The organism is Variovorax sp. DXTD-1 (assembly GCF_003984625.1).
Lineage (GTDB): Bacteria > Pseudomonadota > Gammaproteobacteria > Burkholderiales > Burkholderiaceae_C > Variovorax.
In genome coordinates this window covers 354,890-374,175 of the sequence record NZ_RWKH01000001.1, presented here as the reverse complement: position 1 = coordinate 374,175, position 19,286 = coordinate 354,890, and the positions used below count along the sequence as shown (strand labels likewise).

Genomic DNA, 19,286 nt, shown 5'->3' with positions numbered 1-19,286 from the left:
TCAGCGCCCCGCCGCTGCGGTTGCCAGCGCGGCCAGCGTGTCGTCGATGCGCGGAGGTTCGGAGGTCTTCACCTGTGCCTGGAGCTGCTGCAGCAGCGTGGCGGCCGCTTGCGTGCGCCGCGACGCGGGATCGAAATAGCGGTTCAGCGATGCGGACACCGTGGCGAGCTCGCTGCGCGCGGCATCCACCTGCCGCGAAAGGAGCGAAAGCCTTGCGTTGAGCAGCTTGAGCTTGAGGTTCTCGCGCAGGAAGTAGGTCTGGTCGGGCGCCAGCAGCACGGCCTCGGGGCGCTCGATGCGGCCGACGCGCACCAGCGAGCGCAGTTCGGCACGCACGGTCAGCAGCGCCCGCTCCCACCAGGCCGCGTCGGCCGGAATGGGTTCTGGCTGCCAGGCGTTGACGCCGGCGCCGCGCGTCGCCACGGCATTGAGCGGCGGCAGGTCGTCCACGCTGCGCATCAGTTCGTCGAGTTTCTGCAGCACCTCGCCGCTGTCGGCACTGGCGCTGCTGCGCAGGCGGTCGGCGTCTCGCTGCATGGCGCGCTGCAGCGGCGCAAGCCTGGGCTGCGCGGCGCGCGCGATACGCAGGTCGCCGGACTTGAGCGCGGCCAGCAATGGCTCCACGCTGCCGGTGACCTGGGCCTGCTGCAGCGCCAGCCGCACGGCCGATTCAATGTCGACCACCAGGTTCTCGTCGCGCGAACGCGAGAGGCTTTGCATGAGTTCTTCGAGCTGCGAACGCTGCAGCGCAACTTCGGCGACACGGGTTTCGGTAAGGGCCGCGCGCGCGGCGGTGTCGCGCACGGTGTCCATTGCCTGCCGCGCGAGCGTGCGCGCCTCGAGCGATTGCGCCTGCGCATCCGCGCTCTGGCGCGCCAGCTGCTCCTGCATGCCGCTCACCTTCTGCCAGAGCGCGATGGCGATGGCCAGGGCCGCGAGCGACACGACGGCCAGAAGGCCGAAGCCGATACGGGAGAGCATGGTTGCGGCGGCCGCCATCGCCTCTGGCGACTGCGGCGCCACGAGCGTTGCGGGCACCGGCGCGGCGGCAGTTGGGGGGGAGAAGTCGTCGGACGGAGACGCGGCACTCATGTGAAGGATTCTATCGACGCGATCAACGCCTCACGCTGGGGACTGCACACGCGCACCGCTCCGAATCCCGCGGTGCGCGCGGCCTCGCCGATGCGTACGTGCGTTGCCACCGCGCTGGCGGCCTGCCAGCCGGTTGCGGGCATGGCCACTTGCAAATTGGCGATAGCCTCGGAGCTGCTGAACAGCCAGACCGCATGCCCTTCTGCACCATCGAGTGCGAGTGCGCGCTCCTCGTCGCCAAAGGAGGGTGGCAGGCGGCGGTAGGCGACCACCGTGTCGCGCAGGCCTTGCGCGGCATCGATCTCGTGGGCGAGCCAGTCGCGCCCCTTCGGGTTGCCCGCCCCATCGCCGCCGCGGACGATGAGCACCCGCACGCCCGCCGAGACCTGCGCTTTGACCCGTTCCCACAAGGCTTCGGAGTCGAAGCTCGCGGCATCGGCCGGCGGTGCGTCGATGGCTTCGTCGGGCACGCCGGCGCGCCGAAGGGCACGCGCCGTGCCGGGGCCGGTGGCCCAGAAGCGCGGACGCGCCGCCACAGCATTCTTCTCGGCATGGAAAAAGAAGTGCTCGACTGCAGCCGCGCTCACAAACATCAGCGCGGCATAGTCCGAGATCCGACGCCAGGCGGCCCGCAGGGGTTCAGCATCAGCGGCCGGTTCGATCACGATCAGCGGCAACGCCGCCGCAGCCAGGCCGGCGGCGCGAAAGTCGTCCACCCACTGCGCGGCCTCGCGGCCCGGCCGCGTGACGATGACGGGCTTGGCAGCCATCTGTCTGGGGCCGCGCTCAGTGCGCGCCTGCGTCGCGCAGCAGGTCCGCGGCCCGTTCGCCGAGCGCGCCTGCCTGTGCGAAATCGGCCGCTTCGGCCTGGGTGTGAATCCGCACCAGCGCGGCATTGCCTTCCGGGTCGCCCCAGGCAGCATCGATGCGCAGCGTGCCATCGGTCTGCCAGCGCGCGTGCGCCGCCAGCGGCATCGAGCAGCTGCCGCCCATCGATCGGCTCACCGCGCGCTCGGCGGCGGTGGCCAGCCAGTCGCTCCGGTATGAGAGCGACGCGAGCAATGCAATCAGGTCGCCGCGGTCGGCCCGCACCTCGATGCCGAGCGCGCCCTGCCCTGCCGCCGGCAGCATGGTGTCGGGATCGAACGCGACCCGGATGCGCGATTCGAGGCCGAGCCGCTTGAGCCCGGCCGCCGCGAGCACGATGGCGTCGTACTGGCCTTCGTCGAGCTTGCGAAGGCGGGTGTCGAGGTTGCCCCTCAGCGGCTCGATGCGCAGGTCGGGCCTCATGGCGCGCAGCAGCACCACGCGCCGCAGGCTCGAGGTACCGACGACCGCGCCCTGCGGCAGTTCTTCCAGCGAGGCATACCGCGGCGACACCAGCGCATCGCGCGGGTCTTCGCGCTCGAGCACGCAGGCCAGGACAAAGCCCTCGGGCAAATCCATCGGCACGTCCTTGAGCGAATGAACCGCGATGTCGGCGCGGCCCTCTTCCAGGGCGAGTTCGAGTTCTTTCACGAAGAGGCCCTTGCCGCCCACCTTGCTGAGCGACTTGTCGAGGATCTGGTCGCCCCGCGTGGTCATTCCCAGCAGGCTGACCGTGTGGCCTCTTTCTTGCAGCAGCGCTTGCACGTGTTCGGCTTGCCACAGGGCCAGCCGGCTTTCGCGCGTGGCGATCACGATGTTGCTCAAGATCGCTCCCAAAAAGTACATGTTTCAGACCTCTGGAATGCTAGCATGTTGCGCCGCAGCAACGCAGGCGAAGTCTCCTTTCTAGTTCAGGAAAAACATCGAATGAAAGCCAGCAAGACACCTGCGCCTCCCAAGCGCCGGCAAGCCGAAGACCAGCCACTGATCGACGACATCCGGCTGTTGGGCCGCATCCTCGGCGACGTCATCCGCGAGCAGGAGGGCGAAGAAAGCTACGCGCTGGTCGAAAAGATTCGCACGCTGTCGGTGGCTTTCAGGCGTGATGCGGACCATGCGGCCGACCGCGCACTCAAGAACCTGCTCAAGGGCCTGAGCGCGGCCGAAACAGTGCGCGTGATTCGCGCCTTCACCTACTTCAGCCACCTGGCCAACCTGGCGGAAGACCGGCACCTGATTCGCCGCCGCACCGAGGCCGAGCGTGCCGGCGAGAGCGCCGACGGCGACCTGCAGACCGCTCTTGCACGCATCCGCAAGGCCGGCGTCAAGCCCGACGAGGTGGTGGCCTCTCTGGCACACAGCTACGTGTCGCCGGTGCTCACCGCGCACCCGACCGAAGTGCAGCGCAAGAGCATCCTCGACGCCGAGCGCGCCATTGCGCAGCTGCTCACCACGCGCGACGAGATCAAGCTTCGCCAGAGCGCCTACGCAGGCGGCAAGGACGCGCTCACGCCGCTCGAGTTTGCCGAGAACGAAACGCAGATGCGCATCCGCGTCACGCAGATCTGGCAGACGCGCCTGTTGCGCTTCTCCAAGCTCACCGTGGCCGACGAAATCGAGAACGCACTGAGCTACTACGAAGCCACCTTCCTGCGAGAAATTCCGCGCGTCTATGCCGACCTGGAAAAAACTCTGGGCCAGAACGGCGTGGTGCCCTCGGTGGCTCCGTTCCTGCGCATGGGCCAGTGGATCGGCGGGGACCGCGACGGCAACCCCAACGTCACGGCCGAAACGCTCGAGTACGCATTGCGCCGTCAGGCCGAGCTGGCGCTGCGCCACTACCTGACCGAAGTGCACTACCTCGGCGGAGAGCTCTCGCTCTCGGCCACGCTGGTGGACGTGTCGGTCGAGATGCAGGCGCTGGCCGAGCGCTCGCCCGACACCAGCGAGCACCGCAAGGACGAGCCCTACCGCCGCGCACTCACCGGCGTGTATGCGCGCCTGGCGGCCACGCTGCGCGACCTGACCGGCGGCGAGGCTGCGCGCCACGCGGTGCCGCCGCAAAACCCCTACACCGCGGCCGAAGAATTCCTGGCCGACCTTCGCACCGTGGAAGAGTCGCTCAACGAAAAGCACGGCAGCGTGCTCGCCGCGCCGCGCCTGCGGCCGTTGATCCGGGCGGTGGAGGTGTTCGGTTTTCATCTGGCGACGGTCGATTTGCGCCAGAGCTCCGACAAGCACGAGGCCGTGATTGCCGAGCTGCTGGCCACCGCGCGCATCGAGCCCTCGTATGCGTCGCTGGCCGAGGAAGCCAAGCAGCAGTTGCTGCTCAAGCTGCTCGACGACGCACGTCCGCTGCGCGTGCCCGACGCCGAATATTCGCCGCTCGCGCAGAGCGAACTCGCGATCTTCGCGGCAGCGCGCAACGCGCGCGCACGCTACGGCGCGGCGGCCATCCGCCACTACATCATCAGCCACACCGAAACGGTGAGCGACCTGCTCGAGGCCTTGCTGCTGCAAAAGGAAGTGGGCCTGCTGCGCGGCGCCATGGGCAGCAACGCAACCTGCGACCTGATCGTGGTGCCGCTGTTCGAAACCATCGAAGACCTGCGCAACGCCGCGCCGATCGTGCGCGCCTTCTACGCCCTGCCCGGTATTGCCGAGCTCATAGAGCGCTCGGGCGCCGAACAGGACGTGATGCTCGGCTACAGCGACAGCAACAAGGACGGCGGCATCTTCACCAGCAACTGGGAGCTCTACCGCGCCGGCATTGCGCTGGTGTCGCTGTTCGACGAGCTCAACAAGAAAAAGAAAACCCATCCGATCCGCCTGCGCATGTTCCATGGCCGCGGCGGCACGGTGGGACGCGGCGGCGGCCCGAGCTACCAGGCCATCCTCGCGCAGCCGCCGGGCACTGTGCGTGGCCAGATCCGTCTCACCGAGCAGGGCGAAGTCATCGGCTCGAAATACGCCAACCGCGAGATCGGCCGGCGCAACCTCGAGACACTGGTGGCCGCCACGCTCGAAGCCACGCTGCTGCCGCAGGGCAAGTCGGCGCCTTCCACCTTTCTTTCGGCGGCCGCGGAACTGTCGACCGCGAGCATGGCGGCGTACCGCAAGCTGGTCTACGAAACCCCAGGCTTCGGCGATTACTTCTTCGGCTCCACGCCCATTCGCGAGATTGCCGAACTCAACATCGGCTCGCGCCCCGCGTCGCGCAACCCGAGCCACAAGATCGACGATCTGCGCGCCGTGCCGTGGAGCTTCAGCTGGGGCCAGTGCCGCCTCACCATACCGGGCTGGTTCGGCTTCGGCTCGGGTGTGGAGCAATTCCTGGCGTCGGCCGCAACGCCGGCCGCGCGCAAGGAACGCATCGCTCTGCTGCGCCGCATGTATGCGCAGTGGCCGTTCTTTCGCACCCTGCTCTCCAACATGGACATGGTGCTTGCCAAGAGCGATCTCGCATTGGCTTCGCGCTATGCCGAACTGGTAGGCGACCGCAAGCTGCGCCAGAAGGTGTTCTCGATGATCGACACCGAATGGCATCGCACCTCCGATGCGCTCACGCTGATCACCGGCGCAAAACAAAGGCTCGAGGGCAATGCCGAGATGCAGCGCTCGGTGCGCCATCGCTTTCCGTACATCGACCCGCTGCATCACCTGCAGGTCGAGCTGATGCGGCGCTATCGCGCGGGCGAAGGCGGCGAACGGTTGCAGCGCGGCATTCATATCTCCATCAACGGGGTTGCGGCCGGCTTGCGCAACACCGGCTGAACAGAGAGACAGAGAGACCCAGGGCCTATAGGACAAAAGGCCACGAGAGGGCGCCTTATGCGTCCTCTCCTACGCAAACACCCGCACAACATCGATCTGTAAGGTCAATTAAGAGAGTAGGGTCGGGGAACCTTCAAAGTTTTCTCGCAATCGCTCGCAATCGCGCGGCAGCTTGAGTCGTATTCAGGAGCCCGTTGCAATGTCTACCCCGCAGTCCCTCGCCCACTCGCAGATCGATTTCGTCAACAACGACTTCGAGGCGCTGGCCTCCCATATGCGCCACTGCTCCCGCGCCCACGGGCGTTGGTTCTCGGCCAGAAGCCACATGCAGCGGGTGCGCGCGCTCGCTGCGGGCCGGATCGTCACAATGGCTTGCGTCGCAGCCGCTTTCGGCATCGGTCTGTTCGCCTTCGCTTGAGAGTGACCGACCCCAAACCGAACTGGGCTGTAGTGCTCCCCGATAGGGAACAAGCAAGCAGCAACCCTCATGGATTCCAGGCAAAGGCGGCGCGATGAGCGCCGCCTTTGTCGTTGATCGGCTCGCGGATCTCAGCCCTTACGCGCGCACGCTGCTGCTTGCTCCGCACGATCCGGTTGCACTGCCGATCCGCGCCGAACTCTTCGGAGCCCAGCGCTTCGAACAGCACGGCCGCAGCCTGGCACGGGCCCAGGTGGTCGAAATCGATCCGCGCCGCGCGCGCGAGGGGGCACCCTTTTTTCCGCGCGTGGACGAGAACCTCGAATCCCTGCGCAATGCCTTCGACTACATCGCGCTGATCTCGCAGAGCGGGCGCTATGTGTCTCCGGCGGCCGAATGGCTGCTCGACAACTTCCACCTCGTGGAAGCGCAGCTCCAGCAGATCAACGAGGGAGTGCCGCGCAGCTACTACGCGCGCCTGCCGAAGCTCGCCACGCCGCCTCTCGCGGGCCTGCCGCGCGTCTACGGCATCGCGTGGGCCTATGTGGCCCATACCGACAGCGTGCTCAACCAGTCGCTGTTCACGGCTTTTCTCAACGCCTACCAGGACATCGACGAACTCACGCTCGGCGAGCTCTGGGCGCTGCCCACCACCTTGCGCGTGGTGCTGCTCGAAAATCTGCGCCGCGTGGCCGAAAGCATTGCGGAGAACAAGGTTGCGGGCGAAATAGCGCATGCCGTCTGGGACGCGGCGCCGCATCTCTCGACGCAAGACCTCGATGCGCTGTACCGCGCATTGCAAAGCCACGACCTGCAGGACGCCTACCTCACGCAGCTCTGGCAGCGCCTGCCGGTGGAGCATGGCGAGAGCATGTCCGCGCTGGTGCGATGGACCGAACAGCACTGCCCCAACGGGCCGGCGCTGATCGGCGAGGCGCAGAACGCGCAGGCAGCGGCCAACCTCACCGTCGGCAACATCATCACCACGCTGCGCATGATCGGACAGGTCGAGTGGAGCGACCTGATCGAACCCGTCAGCCGCTCGCTGCGCGTATTGCGCCAGCTGCCGAGCTTCGCCGACGAAAGCGAGCGCACGCGCCAGCAGATCACGTACGCGATGGAGCGGGTCGCGCGCGACAGCGGCCGCTCCGAGCGCGAGGTGGCAGAGGCCGTGGTGCAACTGGCGGCAGTTGCGCCCGCCGACGATGCGAGCCCCCACCCTGCCCGCGGCGACCGCGCCGACGGCACCGCCGGCTACTACCTGTTCGGCCAGGGGCACGCGGCGCTGATTGCGGCGCTCCAGGCCGACACGGCGGGCGGCCGCCCGGCACGGATGCGGCCGTTGCGCAGCCGCGGCTGGCGCCTGCCTGCCTATGTGCTCTCCATTGTGCTGGGTACCGTCGCGCTGCTGGCGGCCGTGGCTCACGGCCTGCCGCAGCCCCACGGCTGGACCACGTTTGCAGCGATGGCATTGCTCGCATGGCCGCTCTCGGAGGCGCTGATCGCCTTGGCACAGCGCATCATGGCCGAGTCAGTGCGGGTGCAGGCGTTGCCTCGCCTCGACTTCGCGGCCGGCATTCCCGAGCGGCATCGCGCGCTCGTCGTCATTCCCACGCTGCTGAGCTCGCCCGCGAACACCGCGCAGCTCGCCCACCGGCTCGAACTGCATTGGCTCGCGAACCGCGAGGCGCACGCCCAGTTCGCGCTGCTGACCGACTGGGCCGACGCCTCCCAGGCATCGCTGCCGGAGGATGCGCCGCTGCTCGAAGATGCCGTTGCGCGCATCGACGCGCTCAACGCGAAGTACCCGGTTCCCGCCGGCGCGGCCTCGCGCTTCCTGCTGCTGCATCGCCCGCGCAGCTGGAGCGGAACCGAAGAACGCTGGATGGGCTGGGAGCGCAAGCGTGGCAAGCTCGAAATGCTGATGCGCCTCCTGGCAACCGGCGACGCCAGCGGCTTTCTTCCGCTCACGCCGGGCCAGCAGCTGGCTCCGGGATTCACACCTTATGTGCTGACGCTCGACAGCGACACCGGCCTGCCGCCGGGCGCCTTGCGCGACCTGGTGTCGATTGCCGCCCACCCGCTCAATGCGCCTGAAATCGATACGCAAACCCGGAGCGCGGTCGCCGGCTTCGGCATCCTCCAGCCGCGCATCGTGACACCGTTTCCGATGCGCAACGAACGCTCTTTCTTCCACTGGATGTTTGCCGGACAGTGCGGGCTCGACCCCTACGGCAGCGGCGCGTCCGACATCTACCAGGACGTGTTCGGCAGCGGCTCCTTCACCGGCAAGGGCCTGCTGAACGTGCGCGCAGTGCATGGTGCACTCGACCAGCGCCTGCCCGAAGGCGCGGTGCTGAGCCATGACCTGCTCGAAGGCACGGTGGCGCGTTGCGCGATGGTGAGCGACGTGGTGCTGATTGAAGACCACCCGCACCACTCCGGCGTGGCCGCATCGCGCGTGCACCGCTGGGTGCGCGGCGACTGGCAGCTGCTGCCGCTGTTGTGGCGCGCCAGGCACTTCGGCATCGACGCGCTCGGCCTCTGGAAGATGGGCGACAACCTGCGCCGCTCGCTGGTGGTGCCCGCTTCTTTCGCGCTGCTGGTGCTCGTCATCTTCACGCAGGCCATGCCGCTCGGATGGGCGCTTGCCGCGGTCGCCTCGGCACTCACGCTCGGGCCGCTGCTCGGCGCCCTGGCCGGGCTGGTGCCGACACGCCGCGCCATCGAGCTGCGCCACTTCTTCGACGTGGGCGCGGTCGAGTTGCTGCGCGCCATGGCCGGTGCGGCCTGGCAATTCGTGCAACTGGCGGCGCAGACGCGCCTGCTGCTCGATGCGATATTCCTGGCGACATGGCGGCTGACCGTCAGCCGCAGGCATCTGCTGCAATGGACCACGACAGCGCAGGCCCAGGCACAGTCGAGCCAGCAACTGCCACCCTTCCTGCGCAGCGCGGCCCTCAGCAGCGTGCTTTGCCTGGCACTGGCGGCAGTGGCGGCGCGCTGGAGTGCCTATCCGCTCGGCGGACCGCTGCTGTTCATCGTCTGGGCGCTGGCGCCGCTCGCGGCCTGGTGGAGCAGCCGCGTCGATGCGCAGGTGCCCGATCCGCTGAGCGCCGAGCAGCGCAGCTACCTCGAGAAACTGGCACACGACACTTGGCGGTTCTTCGAGCGCGTGGTCGGCCCGGAAGACAACCACCTGCCGCCCGACAACCTGCAGCTCGAACCGCAGCCGACCATCGCCCACCGCACCTCGCCGACCAACATCGGCATGTACCTGCTGGCCACCTGCTGCGCGCGCGAGTTCGGCTGGATCGACACCGCGGCGCTGCTCGCACGCATCACGGCCACGCTCGACACCGTCGACCGCATGCAGAAGCACCAGGGCCATCTCTTCAACTGGTACGACACGCAGACGCTGCAGCTGCTGCCGCCGGCCTACGTGTCCAGCGTGGACAGCGGCAACTTCGCGGGCCACCTGGTCGCCGTGGCCCAGGCCTGCCGGGCCTTCGCCGCGGAAGGTTGCCAGCGCCATGAGGAACCCGCGCTGGAGGCGCTGGCACAACGCTGCGACGCGCTGCACGCCGGAATGGATTTCAGCGGCCTCTACGACCCCAAGCGGCACCTGTTCCACATCGGCCTGCGGGTCGAGGAGAACGTGCTCGATGCAAGCTACTACGACCTGCTGGCCTCCGAGTCGCGGTTGCTGAGCTTCCTGGCAATTGCCAAGGGCGATGTACCCCGCCGCCACTGGATGGCGCTGGGCCGGCCGTTCCTGCTGGTGGGTTACCAGCCCGGCCTCAAGTCGTGGTCCGGCTCGATGTTCGAGTACCTGATGCCCGCGCTCGTGATGTCCGAGCCCGTCGACGGCCTGCTGCAGGTGGCCAACACCGCGGCCATCGCCGAGCAGCAGGCCTTCGGCCGGTTGCTGAACCTGCCCTGGGGCGTTTCGGAGTCGGCCTACTTCGCGCAGGACCATTCGCTGGCCTACCAGTATTCGCCCTTCGGCGTGCCGCGCCTCGCGCTGCGCCGCACGCCCCCCACCGACCGCGTGGTGGCGCCCTATGCGAGCGCCATGGCCGCCGTGCTTGCACCGGCCGCGGCGGTGGTCAACCTGAGGCTGCTCGAATCGCTCGGCGCGCGCGGCGAGTTCGGCTTTCACGACGCGGTGGACTTCACCACCTCGCGCCAGGCCGAGGGCCAGGACTTCACCGTGGTGCGCAACTTCATGGCGCACCACCAGGGCATGTCGCTCGTGGCGCTGTGCCACGTGCTGCGCGCCGAGGCCCCGCGCCGCTGGTTCGGCAGCGCCGCGCTGGTGCAGGCGCACGAGTCGCTGCTGCACGAACGCACGCCGCGGCAGATCATCGGCAGCGCCGACCCGCGCACGCCGCCCGAGCCCAGCCAGACCGAACTCGCGCCGCTGTTCCAGCCCCGCGCGGTGGACCCGACAGGGCCCGGCTTCCAGCCCACGCACCTGCTGTCGAACGGGCGCTACACGGTGGCCCTGCGCGCCAACGGCGCGGGCGTGAGCCGCTGGCACGCGTTCAACGTGACCCGCTGGCGCGACGATCCGCTGCGCGACAGCCACGGCACCTTCTTCTACCTGCGCAACATCGAAAAAGAGGGAGGCCGGCACGAACCCGTCTCGCTCACCGCGCTGCCCGCGCCGGGCGCAGGCTGGAGCTACCGCACCCGTTTTCTCGCCGAGCAGGTGCAGTTCGATGCGGCCGGCGACGGCTTGCAAGTGCGCACCACGGTGCTGATCAGCCCCGAAGACGACACCGAGCTGCGCAACATCACACTGCACAACACCGGGGAAGAAACCCGCACGCTCGAGCTCGTCTCCTACTTCGAGCCGGTGCTGTCGAACCCCAAGGCCGACGAGGCGCATCCGGCCTTCACCAACCTGTTCGTCGAATCGCGCTGGGAGCCTGCATGGCGGGCGCTGCTGATGACGCGCAAGCCGCGGCTGCATGGCGACCCCGTGGTGGCCGCCGTGCACTTTCTCGCCTCGGTCGATGCGCATGTGCTTTCCGTCGACTGCATGACCGACCGGCGCGCCTTCATCGGCCGCAACCGCTCGCTCGCGAGCCCCGCGCTCGATGCGCAGCCGCTCGCGGCCGACGGCACGCCGGTGAACGGGCTCGACCCCATCGCGTGCCTGCGCGTGCGCCTGTCGATCGCGCCGGGCACCACCGCGCGCCTGTGCTTCGCGACCGCCGCCGACGAAAGCATCGAGGCGCTGATGCCCAGCATCGACCGCTACCTGGAGCCGATGCATGTCGAGCGTGCCACGCGCATGGCCGCCACGCTGGCGCAGGTGCGGCTGCGCGACCTGAGCATCGCGCCCGCGCAGACCTTCGCGCTGCAAGACCTGACGACCATCCTCACCTACACGACGCCGCGCGTGATGAAGGACCGTGGACTGGTCGACCTGCGGCAGATCTGGCGCTTCGGCATCTCGGGCGACAAGCCCATCGTGCTGGTCGCCATCCATTCGATGAACGGCATGGGGCTCATCGACGCACTGCTGCGGGCGCAGCCTTGGTGGGGCTTCGGCGGCGTGGCCTGCGACCTGGTGGTGCTCAACAGCGAGCCGAACTCCTACCTCATGCCGCTGCAGCGCGAGATCGAGGCCCTTCGCCTGCGCGTTGCACACCAGACCCAGAACAGTTTTCCGCGCAACGACACGGCGGGCTTCTACCTGCTGCGCGACCACGAGGTGGCGCCTTCGGAGAAGGCCGCACTCTCGAAGCTGGCGCGCGTGGTGTTTACCGCCGACGGGCGCTCGCTCGAAATGCAGGTGGCGGCGCTGCACGAAGCGCGAGTCGATGCTGTGACCGGCGGCGATGCCGAGGCGCCGGCGGCATCGTCGCGGGTCGCGTTGCTGGCACGCCCCGCGGCGGCGCCTTCCGCGCAGGCACCGGTGGGAAGCTTCGACGCCGAAAGCGGCGAGTTCCGCTTCGAGGTCGACGCCGGCCATCGCACGCCTCGCCCGTGGATCAACGTGATCGCCAATGCGAACTTCGGCTTCCAGGTGTCCGAATGGGGCACCGGCTTCACCTGGGCCGGCAACAGCCGCATGCACCAGGTCACGCCGTGGTCGAACGATCCGGTTCAGGATCCGGCCTTCGAGCACTACCTGCTGCAGGACGTCGCCTCGCGCGCCCTGCTGCCGCTCACGCCGGCCGGCCAGGGCGCGGGGAGCGAAGATCAGGTGCGCCACGAAGTGCGCCATCGAGTGCGCCACGGCCAGGGCTACACCGTCTTCGAATGCCGCCAGCAGAACCTGGCACTCGAGACCACCTTCTTCGCGGATCGCGACGACGCCGTCAAGCTGGTGCACGTGCGTGTGCGCAACGAGGGCCCCGGCCAGCGGCGCCTGCGCGCCCTCGGCATGGTCGAGTGGCAACTCGGCGCGGCGCGCGGCGAAAGGCGAACCGTTCATTGCTGGAAGCCCGACGACCAGCCCGCGGTGTTCGGCCAGCAGCGTGAATCGAGCACGGGCTTCGGCGGCAGCACGGCTTTCCTGCTGCTGGCCGGAGCGCCCAGCGCCACCGAATGGACCTGTGACCGCAACGAGTTCTTCGCCGGGCGCGGCATCGTCGAAGTGCCCGACACGCTGGCGCGGCGCGCGGGCGGCGGGCTCGACGCGTGTGCAGCCATCGGCGGCGAATTCATCATCGGTGCGGGCGAGGCGGCGGAGTTCAGCTTCGTGCTCGGCCATGCCGGCAACGCCGATGCGGCCCTGGCGCTCGCACGCCGCTGGCGGCAGCGCGACGTGCCCGAAGCCCTGGCGCAGGCGCGCGGCTTCTGGGACGAGTTGCTGGGCCGCCTGCAGGTGCGCACGCCCGATCCGCTGTTCAACGCCATGGTCAACCGCTGGCTCATCTACCAGACGCTGGTCTGCCGGCTCTGGTCGAAAGCCGGCTTCTACCAGGCCGGGGGCGCCTTCGGTTTTCGCGACCAGCTGCAGGACGCCATGGCCTTTGCGCTCACCGATCCGCCCCGGCTGCGCGAGCAGATCCTGGTCAACGCGGCGCGCCAGTTCCCCGAAGGCGACGTGCAGCACTGGTGGCACATGCCCGGCGGTGCCGGCGTGCGCACGCATTTTTCAGACGACCTGCTGTGGCTTCCTTTCGCAACCGCACACTATGTCGAGGTGAGCGGCGATGCGGCGCTGCTCGACCATGTGGTCGGGTTCATCGAAGGCCCCGCGATTCCCAAGGGCGCCGAAGACGCCTACTACGCGCCGCAGCACAGCGGCCGAATGGCCACCGTGTTCGAGCACGGCGCGCTCGCCATCGACCGCAGCCTGACGACTGGCGTGCACGGCCTGCCGCTGATGGGCACGGGCGACTGGAACGACGGCATGAACCGCGTCGGCCACGAGGGCCGCGGCGAATCGGTCTGGCTTGCATGGTTTCTGTGCAGCGTGGTCGAGCAGTTCGCGCCGATTGCGCAGGCGCGCGGCGAACACGAACGCGCCGAGCGCTGGAACGAAGCCCGGCGCGGCTGGATCGCAGCGCTGCACGACGCCGGCTGGGACGGCGCCTGGTTCCGCCGCGCCTTCTTCGACAACGGCGCGCCGCTCGGCTCGTCGGCCAACGACGAGTGCCGCATCGACCTGATCGCTCAGGCCTGGTCGGTGCTGTCCGGCGCATCGGACGGCGCCCACACCGCGCCGGCAATGGCCGCCGTCAAGAAGCACCTGCACGACGAGCCGGCCGGCCTGCTGCGCCTGCTGACGCCGCCCTTCGCCCGCTCGACCAACAACCCCGGCTACATCCAGGCCTACCCGCCGGGCGTGCGCGAGAACGGCGGGCAGTATTCGCACGGTGCCGTGTGGGCGCTGATGGCGCAGGCACTGCAGGGCGACAACGAAGCGGCCTGGCAGAGCTTCGAAGGCCTGAGCCCAGCGCACCGCGCGGCACATCCGGAGCGCGGGCCCGCCTACGAACTGGAGCCCTATGTGATGGCGGGCGACATCTACAGCGCCGCGCCGTATGCGGGGCGCGGCGGCTGGAGCTGGTACACCGGCTCGGCCGCGTGGCTGCACCGCGCCGCGGTCGAAACGCTGCTGGGCCTGTGCGTGAAGGGCCGCATGCTCTCGCTCACGCCGCGCGTGCCGGCACACTGGCCCGGCTTCGAGATTGCGTTGCGGCTCGGTGAAAGAAGCCTTGTGCTGCAATGGGGCACGCCCAAGGCGGCCGAAGCGACCGGTGAGCCCACGCACCACATTGCGGCGGGCGAATGGATCGACTGGCAAGCGCTGCCGGCCAATGCGGTGCTGCGGGTGAGTTAATGTCGGCAGCGCCCGCAGGGCGCTCGCAGCCGACCGCAGGGCACTCGCCGCCAACAGCCTCCTTCCTTCATGACCACCATCCAGTCCCGCCGCAAGCTCATCGTCGCCATCCTGCTCTGCGTGGCCGTCGGCGGCGCCGTCGTGCGGCACTACGCAACACCGGGCTCGACCACGCGCGATATCGGCACGCTGCTGATGGTGCTGTGGGTGCCCATCATCGGCAACGTCATTGCCTGGCTCATCGGCAAGCTGCCGCGGCGCGCACCGTCGGCCGAGCCCGCGAGCTTCGACACGGCGCGCGCGTTCATGCCGCACCTTCGGGTAGAACTCACGCTGCGCCCGCCGGCGCTGCCTTCGCACGACGTGCCGCTGGCCGCCGGCGAATACCGCTGCGCGCTGGTGATCGGCAACGAAGGCTTTTCCGCGCGCTGGTTTGTGCCGCAGGGCGAACAGCTCGAACGCGGAAAGCCGCATGCGCTCGACGTCGAGTTGTTGACGCCAGACATTGCGAACGCACGATTCCCCGAGGGTGCGACCTTTCGTGTGCTTGTGGGCGACTCTTTCATCGCCGACGGGCGGGTTCTGCAGCTTCGCCCGGCGGCCGCCTAGCAGCACTGCAAGGCACTGGTGCGACCGGTGCCAGGCAGGGCGAGAACGGCAAAGGGTCGATTGTTCGCCGCCGGGAAACTGACTACTGCCGGCAAGGCCCTTGGTGAAGAGCCCATCCGCTTCGACACTGGACGGCCTTTCGCAACAAAACGCATCGGCGCGCGCTTTTTTGGCCGGTGCGACTCCAGGACCATCCCATGATGAATTCACCCAGCAGCAACCCCTGCATCGACGATCTGTCGCCCGAACCGGTCAAGACGACCCGCTCGGCCTGGCTGGCCGTCAGCTCGATTGCCGTCGGCACCTTTGCAATGGTTTCGACCGAGTTCATGCCCATCGGTCTTCTGACCGACATCGCCCGTGGGCTCAATGTGTCGGACGGCACGGCGGGGCTCATGATCACCATGCCCGGCGTCCTTGCCGCTCTTGCAGGACCCGGGCTCATCGTCGCTTCGGGCCGCCTGGACCGGCGGACCGTGCTGATCGCGCTCACCACGCTGCTGATCGCATCGAACCTGCTGGCGGCCTTTGCGCCCAACTTCGCGACCATGCTGGTTGCGCGGCTCATGCTGGGCCTGTGCGTGGGCGGTTTCTGGACCTTTGCACCCGCGGCAGCCACCCAGCTGGTGCCGCAAGCCTCGAAGGCGCGGGCCATGTCGCTGGTGCTGGCGGGCGTGTCCGCGGCCACGGTGCTCGGCGTGCCCGCCGGTTCCCTGCTTGGAACGCTGTTCGGCTGGCGCGCCTCGTTCGCGGTGACCGGCGCGCTTGCCGCGGTCGTGCTGCTGGTGCAGCTGTGGCTGTTGCCTGCAATACCGCCGGTGCGCGCCATCGGCGCACGCGACCTGCTCACACCGTTGACGCGCCGCATGGCGCAGGTCGGCCTGCTGGCCGTGCTGTTCTTCATTGCCGGCCATTTCGCCGCCTACACCTACCTGAAGCCGCTGTTGCAGCAGGTGTTCGGCCTGGCGCCGCACTCCGTCTCCACGCTGCTGCTGGTGTACGGCGCCGTGGGCTTCATCGGCACATTCCTGGGCGGTAGCCTGGTGGCGCGCAGCGTGCGCGGCACCACCCTGCTCGCGGCGCTGATGCTGGCGACGGCGCTGCTGCTTTCGACAGTGATCGGCCGCGGCTTCGTGGCCGGCGCGGTGGTGGTCTTTATCTGGGGCGTGGCCTTCGGCCTGATCCCGGTGGCGCTCACAGGCTGGATGATGGAAGCCGTGCCCGATGCACCCGAAGCCGGCCAGGCACTGCTGGTGAGCGGCTTCCAGGTGGCCATTGCCTCGGGCGCGCTGATCGGCGGCGTCACGGTCGACAACTACGGCATCTCGAGCGCCATGGTGCTCAGCGGCGCGCTGGTGCTGGTTGCCGCGCTCATCGTCGGCACGCTGGGCCGCGCACCCGGCGGCGCGGCGCGGGCTACGTCTTCGGCCTTTTCACCGGAGTAACGGCCGGAGTAACGGCCGAACTCCCCTTCTTGCCCGCCGCAAGAATCGCATCGAGCACCACGCGCAGGGCCTTGCTGACCGGCTTGTCGCGCCGGATCACGACGGCCAGCGTGCGGTGCATGCCCGGGCTCAGCCGGCTTGTCTTCAACCCGGGGTGCGCGCCGCGGCCCGCCATGGACATGCGCGGCACGATGCCGTAGCCCAGCCCTGCGGCCACCATCTCCTTCATGGCCTCGACACTGCCCAGCTCCATGACGGGCTGCGGCTGCAGGCCTTCGGCGGCAAACCACCGGTCGACCAGCTTGCGCGTGTTGGCCGCGGGCTCGAACAGCACCAGCGGCAGCGCGGCCAGGTCGGCAGGCCCGACGCAGGCTTTCAGCGGCGCGAGATCGCCGCGGCCGATGGCGACGAACTCGTCGTCGAGCACCGGCAGCACGCTCAGCGAGCGGCCCGCCGCCGGCAGCGTGACCAGCGCGAGGTCGATGCTGTTTTCTTCCACCTTGCGGACCTGGTCGTCGGTATTGCCGGTGCTCACCACGATGCCGAGCGCCGGGAACTGCTCACGCAAGCCGCGCAGCAAGCCCGGCAGGAAATAAAGGCAGGCCGTTGCGCCGGTACCCAGCCGGACGCGGCCCGTCACGCCGCTGGTGTGGTCCGCCAACGCGTCGATGGCGTTCTCCACCGCCGTCTCGATGTGCTGGGCGTGCAGCAGCAGTGCCGCACCGGCGGGCGTGGCCTTGGCCTGCCTGCCCACGCGCTCCACCAGGCGCACGGCCAGCTTGCGCTCCAGCTGGCGGATCTGCAGGCTCACCGCGGGCTGCGTGAGGCCGAGCCTGTCGGCCGCGGCGGAGAAGCTGCCGGTTTCAATGACCAGCCCGAAGGACTTCAGCTGGTCGAGGTTCAATGTCTTTTCCAAAGTATTCCTTATGCTTTGCATAGGCTGGCCAAGCTTCACTTATCCGGTAAAGGCCGTCAAGATCCGGGGCATGCCTCCACAGACCTTCGCCTCCACCTCCTTGGAGATCCTCGGCGCCGAACCGCACCATATGCCGGCGGTGCAGGCCATCTACAGCCACTACGTGCTTCACGACCTGTGCTCCTTCGAGGAAGAGGTTCCCACCGTCCAGCAGATGCAGGCGCGGCGTGCCGACGTGCTTGCGCGCGGCCTGCCCTACCTTGTGGCAATGAAGGACGGCGAGGTGGCCGGCTATGCCTATGCAAGCCCCTACCGCAGCCGGTCCGCGTACCGCCACACGGTGGAGGATTCGGTCTACGTCGCGCAAGGCATGCAGGGCCACGGTATCGGCAAGGCGCTGCTTCAGGCGGTGATCGGGCGCTGCACCGATGGCGGCTTCACGCAGATGGTCGCGGTGGTCGGCAACAGCGCCAATGCCGGATCGCAGCGCCTGCATGAAAGCCTCGGCTTCGAGATGGTGGGCGTGCTGCGCAACGTGGGCTTCAAGTTCGGGCAGTGGGTCGATACCGTGCTCATGCAACGTGCACTGCGCTGAGGCAGCGCCCGCACGCGGATGGCTGGCGCTGCTGTGCGCGAGCCGGCTGCTGCAGGCAATGATCGTCACCGCCTACTCCGGCGTGCTGCCGTTCATGATGGCCGACTGGCACATGACGGCCGCGCAGGCAGGTTCGATCCAGAGCGCCTGGCACATCGGCTACATGAGCTCGCTGTTCGCGGTGGGCCTGCTGGCCGATGCTTCGGCCCGCATCGCGTGTTCCTTGTCGGCAGCATCATCAGTGCATTCGCTGCAGCGGCTTTCGCGGTCTTCGCGCACGACCATCGTTCGGCCATGCTGCTCTACGGCCTGACGGGGTTGTGCGCTGGCGCCTCGTACACGCCGGGCCTGCAGCTCCTGGCACGCAACACCGAACCCGCCGTGCGCGGCCGCGCGATGGGGCTGTTTCTCGGCGCGGCGTCGATGGGCTATGCCTTGTCGCTCGCAGTGGTGGCGGTGTTGAGCCATGTGCAGCACTGGCGGCTCGGGCTGTTCGTGGCGGCGGGCTGCACCTTGGCGGGTGCATTGCTGACGCTGCCCGCGCTGCGGCGCATGCGCCCGCCCGCGCCGCCCGCCAGTGCCGGCACGCCGCGCGAAGGCGCCTGGCATGCACTGCGCGAAACGGTGCGCGACAAGCCCGCGATGGCCGGCAACTGGGCCTATGCATTCCATTGCTGGGAGCTGATGGCCCTGTGGGCGTGGCTGCCCGCCTATCTCGTTGCCTCCGCGGGCGGCAGTGCTCGGTGGCAAGGCGCGGGCATCGCACTGGCGGCGCTGGCGCACCTGGTGAGCGTGTTCGGCAGCATCGCGGGCGGCGCCGCATCCGACCGGTTCGGCCGTGCGCGAATCATGATGGTCGCCACGGTGGCCAGCCTTTGCATGTCGTTCAGCTTCGGCTGGATGTGGACCTGGCCGCTGTGGCTGCTGGCCGCGATGGCCGCCATCTACAGCCTGCTTGCCATCGCCGACTCGTCGGTCTATTCGACCGCGCTGGCCGACGTGGTGGCGCCGCACCGCCTGGGCGTGGCGTACTCGGTGCGCTCGGTGATGGGCTTCGGCGCCGGTGCCTTGAGCCCCTGGGTGTTCGGCCTGGCGCTGGACTGGGGACAGTCGCACTTCGGCTTCGGCAGCACCTACGGCTGGGTCGCGGCATGGAGCTCGGTCGGGCTCGGCGCGCTGCTGGGGCCGTGGATGATCGTGCGCTTCTCCAGGCTGAACCAGGCCCGTGCCCGGTCTGGCTGAAGCCCTCGTGCGGCGCAAGC

At 68.7% G+C, this 19,286-nt stretch carries 12 protein-coding genes; 8 read left to right on the top strand and 4 right to left on the bottom strand.

Features of this window, described 5'->3' with window-relative positions:
• The 3 genes from EJI00_RS01740 to hemC are packed head-to-tail and all read right to left on the bottom strand — an operon-like array spanning position 1 to position 2,805.
• Entirely contained in the window at positions 1 to 1,092 is a 1,092-nt protein-coding gene (locus EJI00_RS01740; protein WP_126745734.1) for a uroporphyrinogen-III C-methyltransferase, read from the bottom strand.
• A complete protein-coding gene (locus tag EJI00_RS01735) occupies positions 1,089 to 1,862 on the bottom strand; it encodes a uroporphyrinogen-III synthase (protein ID WP_126745733.1) in 774 nt (257 codons plus the stop codon). Before EJI00_RS01735 ends, EJI00_RS01740 begins: the two co-directional genes overlap by 4 nt.
• A gap of 16 nt (positions 1,863 to 1,878) precedes the next feature.
• Positions 1,879 to 2,805: a hydroxymethylbilane synthase gene (gene hemC, locus EJI00_RS01730; RefSeq protein ID WP_126745732.1), complete on the bottom strand. Its 927-nt coding sequence runs from the start codon at positions 2,803 to 2,805 to the stop codon at positions 1,879 to 1,881.
• Positions 2,806 to 2,886: 81 nt separating this feature from the next.
• Between hemC and ppc the strand changes: the two genes are divergently transcribed.
• The 5 genes from ppc to EJI00_RS01705 all read left to right on the top strand — a co-directional run bounded on the left by ppc (position 2,887) and on the right by EJI00_RS01705 (position 16,513).
• A complete protein-coding gene (ppc, locus tag EJI00_RS01725) occupies positions 2,887 to 5,733 on the top strand; it encodes a phosphoenolpyruvate carboxylase (RefSeq protein ID WP_126745731.1) in 2,847 nt (948 codons plus the stop codon).
• A 199-nt stretch (positions 5,734 to 5,932) separates the two neighbouring features.
• On the top strand, positions 5,933 to 6,151 hold the full coding sequence (locus EJI00_RS01720) for a hypothetical protein (protein ID WP_126745730.1): 219 nt from the start codon (positions 5,933 to 5,935) through the stop codon (positions 6,149 to 6,151).
• Positions 6,152 to 6,245: 94 nt separating this feature from the next.
• On the top strand, positions 6,246 to 14,459 hold the full coding sequence (locus EJI00_RS01715; RefSeq protein WP_126745729.1) for a GH36-type glycosyl hydrolase domain-containing protein: 8,214 nt from the start codon (positions 6,246 to 6,248) through the stop codon (positions 14,457 to 14,459).
• Between the two features lie 69 nt (positions 14,460 to 14,528).
• The gene (locus EJI00_RS01710; RefSeq protein ID WP_126745728.1) at positions 14,529 to 15,068 is read left to right on the top strand and encodes a hypothetical protein; all 540 of its coding nucleotides are present in this window, start codon (positions 14,529 to 14,531) and stop codon (positions 15,066 to 15,068) included.
• Positions 15,069 to 15,265: 197 nt separating this feature from the next.
• Entirely contained in the window at positions 15,266 to 16,513 is a 1,248-nt protein-coding gene (locus EJI00_RS01705) for an MFS transporter (protein ID WP_126745727.1), read from the top strand.
• Here the strand turns inward: EJI00_RS01705 and EJI00_RS01700 are convergent.
• A complete protein-coding gene (locus EJI00_RS01700) occupies positions 16,485 to 17,450 on the bottom strand; it encodes a LysR family transcriptional regulator (RefSeq protein ID WP_126745726.1) in 966 nt (321 codons plus the stop codon). The genes EJI00_RS01705 and EJI00_RS01700 overlap by 29 nt on opposite strands.
• A 49-nt stretch (positions 17,451 to 17,499) precedes the next feature.
• On the opposite strand from EJI00_RS01700, the gene EJI00_RS01695 reads away from it, so the two are divergent.
• The 3 genes from EJI00_RS01695 to EJI00_RS01690 are packed head-to-tail and all read left to right on the top strand — an operon-like array spanning position 17,500 to position 19,266.
• The gene (locus EJI00_RS01695; protein WP_126745725.1) at positions 17,500 to 18,024 is read left to right on the top strand and encodes a GNAT family N-acetyltransferase; all 525 of its coding nucleotides are present in this window, start codon (positions 17,500 to 17,502) and stop codon (positions 18,022 to 18,024) included.
• Complete coding sequence (locus tag EJI00_RS25305) at positions 18,011 to 18,337, top strand: hypothetical protein (RefSeq protein WP_260590417.1); 327 nt, start codon at positions 18,011 to 18,013, stop codon at positions 18,335 to 18,337. The genes EJI00_RS01695 and EJI00_RS25305 overlap by 14 nt, the downstream gene beginning before the upstream one ends.
• Positions 18,241 to 19,266: an MFS transporter gene (locus EJI00_RS01690; protein WP_260590416.1), complete on the top strand. Its 1,026-nt coding sequence runs from the start codon at positions 18,241 to 18,243 to the stop codon at positions 19,264 to 19,266. Before EJI00_RS25305 ends, EJI00_RS01690 begins: the two co-directional genes overlap by 97 nt.
• The last annotated feature ends 20 nt before the right edge of the window (positions 19,267 to 19,286 follow it).

Bases quoted from the DNA above. Each gene is read 5' to 3' on its own strand.
- EJI00_RS01735 (WP_126745733.1), bottom strand. From the start codon at position 1,862: ATGGCTGCCAAGCCCGTCATCGTCACGCGGCCGGGCCGCGAGGCCGCG.
- EJI00_RS01700 (WP_126745726.1), bottom strand. From the start codon at position 17,450: ATGCAAAGCATAAGGAATACTTTGGAAAAGACATTGAACCTCGACCAG.
- EJI00_RS01710 (WP_126745728.1), top strand. From the start codon at position 14,529: ATGACCACCATCCAGTCCCGCCGCAAGCTCATCGTCGCCATCCTGCTC.
- EJI00_RS01695 (WP_126745725.1), top strand. From the start codon at position 17,500: ATGCCTCCACAGACCTTCGCCTCCACCTCCTTGGAGATCCTCGGCGCC.
- EJI00_RS01705 (WP_126745727.1), top strand. From the start codon at position 15,266: ATGATGAATTCACCCAGCAGCAACCCCTGCATCGACGATCTGTCGCCC.
- EJI00_RS01740 (WP_126745734.1), bottom strand. From the start codon at position 1,092: ATGAGTGCCGCGTCTCCGTCCGACGACTTCTCCCCCCCAACTGCCGCC.
- hemC (WP_126745732.1), bottom strand. From the start codon at position 2,805: ATGTACTTTTTGGGAGCGATCTTGAGCAACATCGTGATCGCCACGCGC.
- EJI00_RS01715 (WP_126745729.1), top strand. From the start codon at position 6,246: ATGAGCGCCGCCTTTGTCGTTGATCGGCTCGCGGATCTCAGCCCTTAC.
- ppc (WP_126745731.1), top strand. From the start codon at position 2,887: ATGAAAGCCAGCAAGACACCTGCGCCTCCCAAGCGCCGGCAAGCCGAA.
- EJI00_RS01720 (WP_126745730.1), top strand. From the start codon at position 5,933: ATGTCTACCCCGCAGTCCCTCGCCCACTCGCAGATCGATTTCGTCAAC.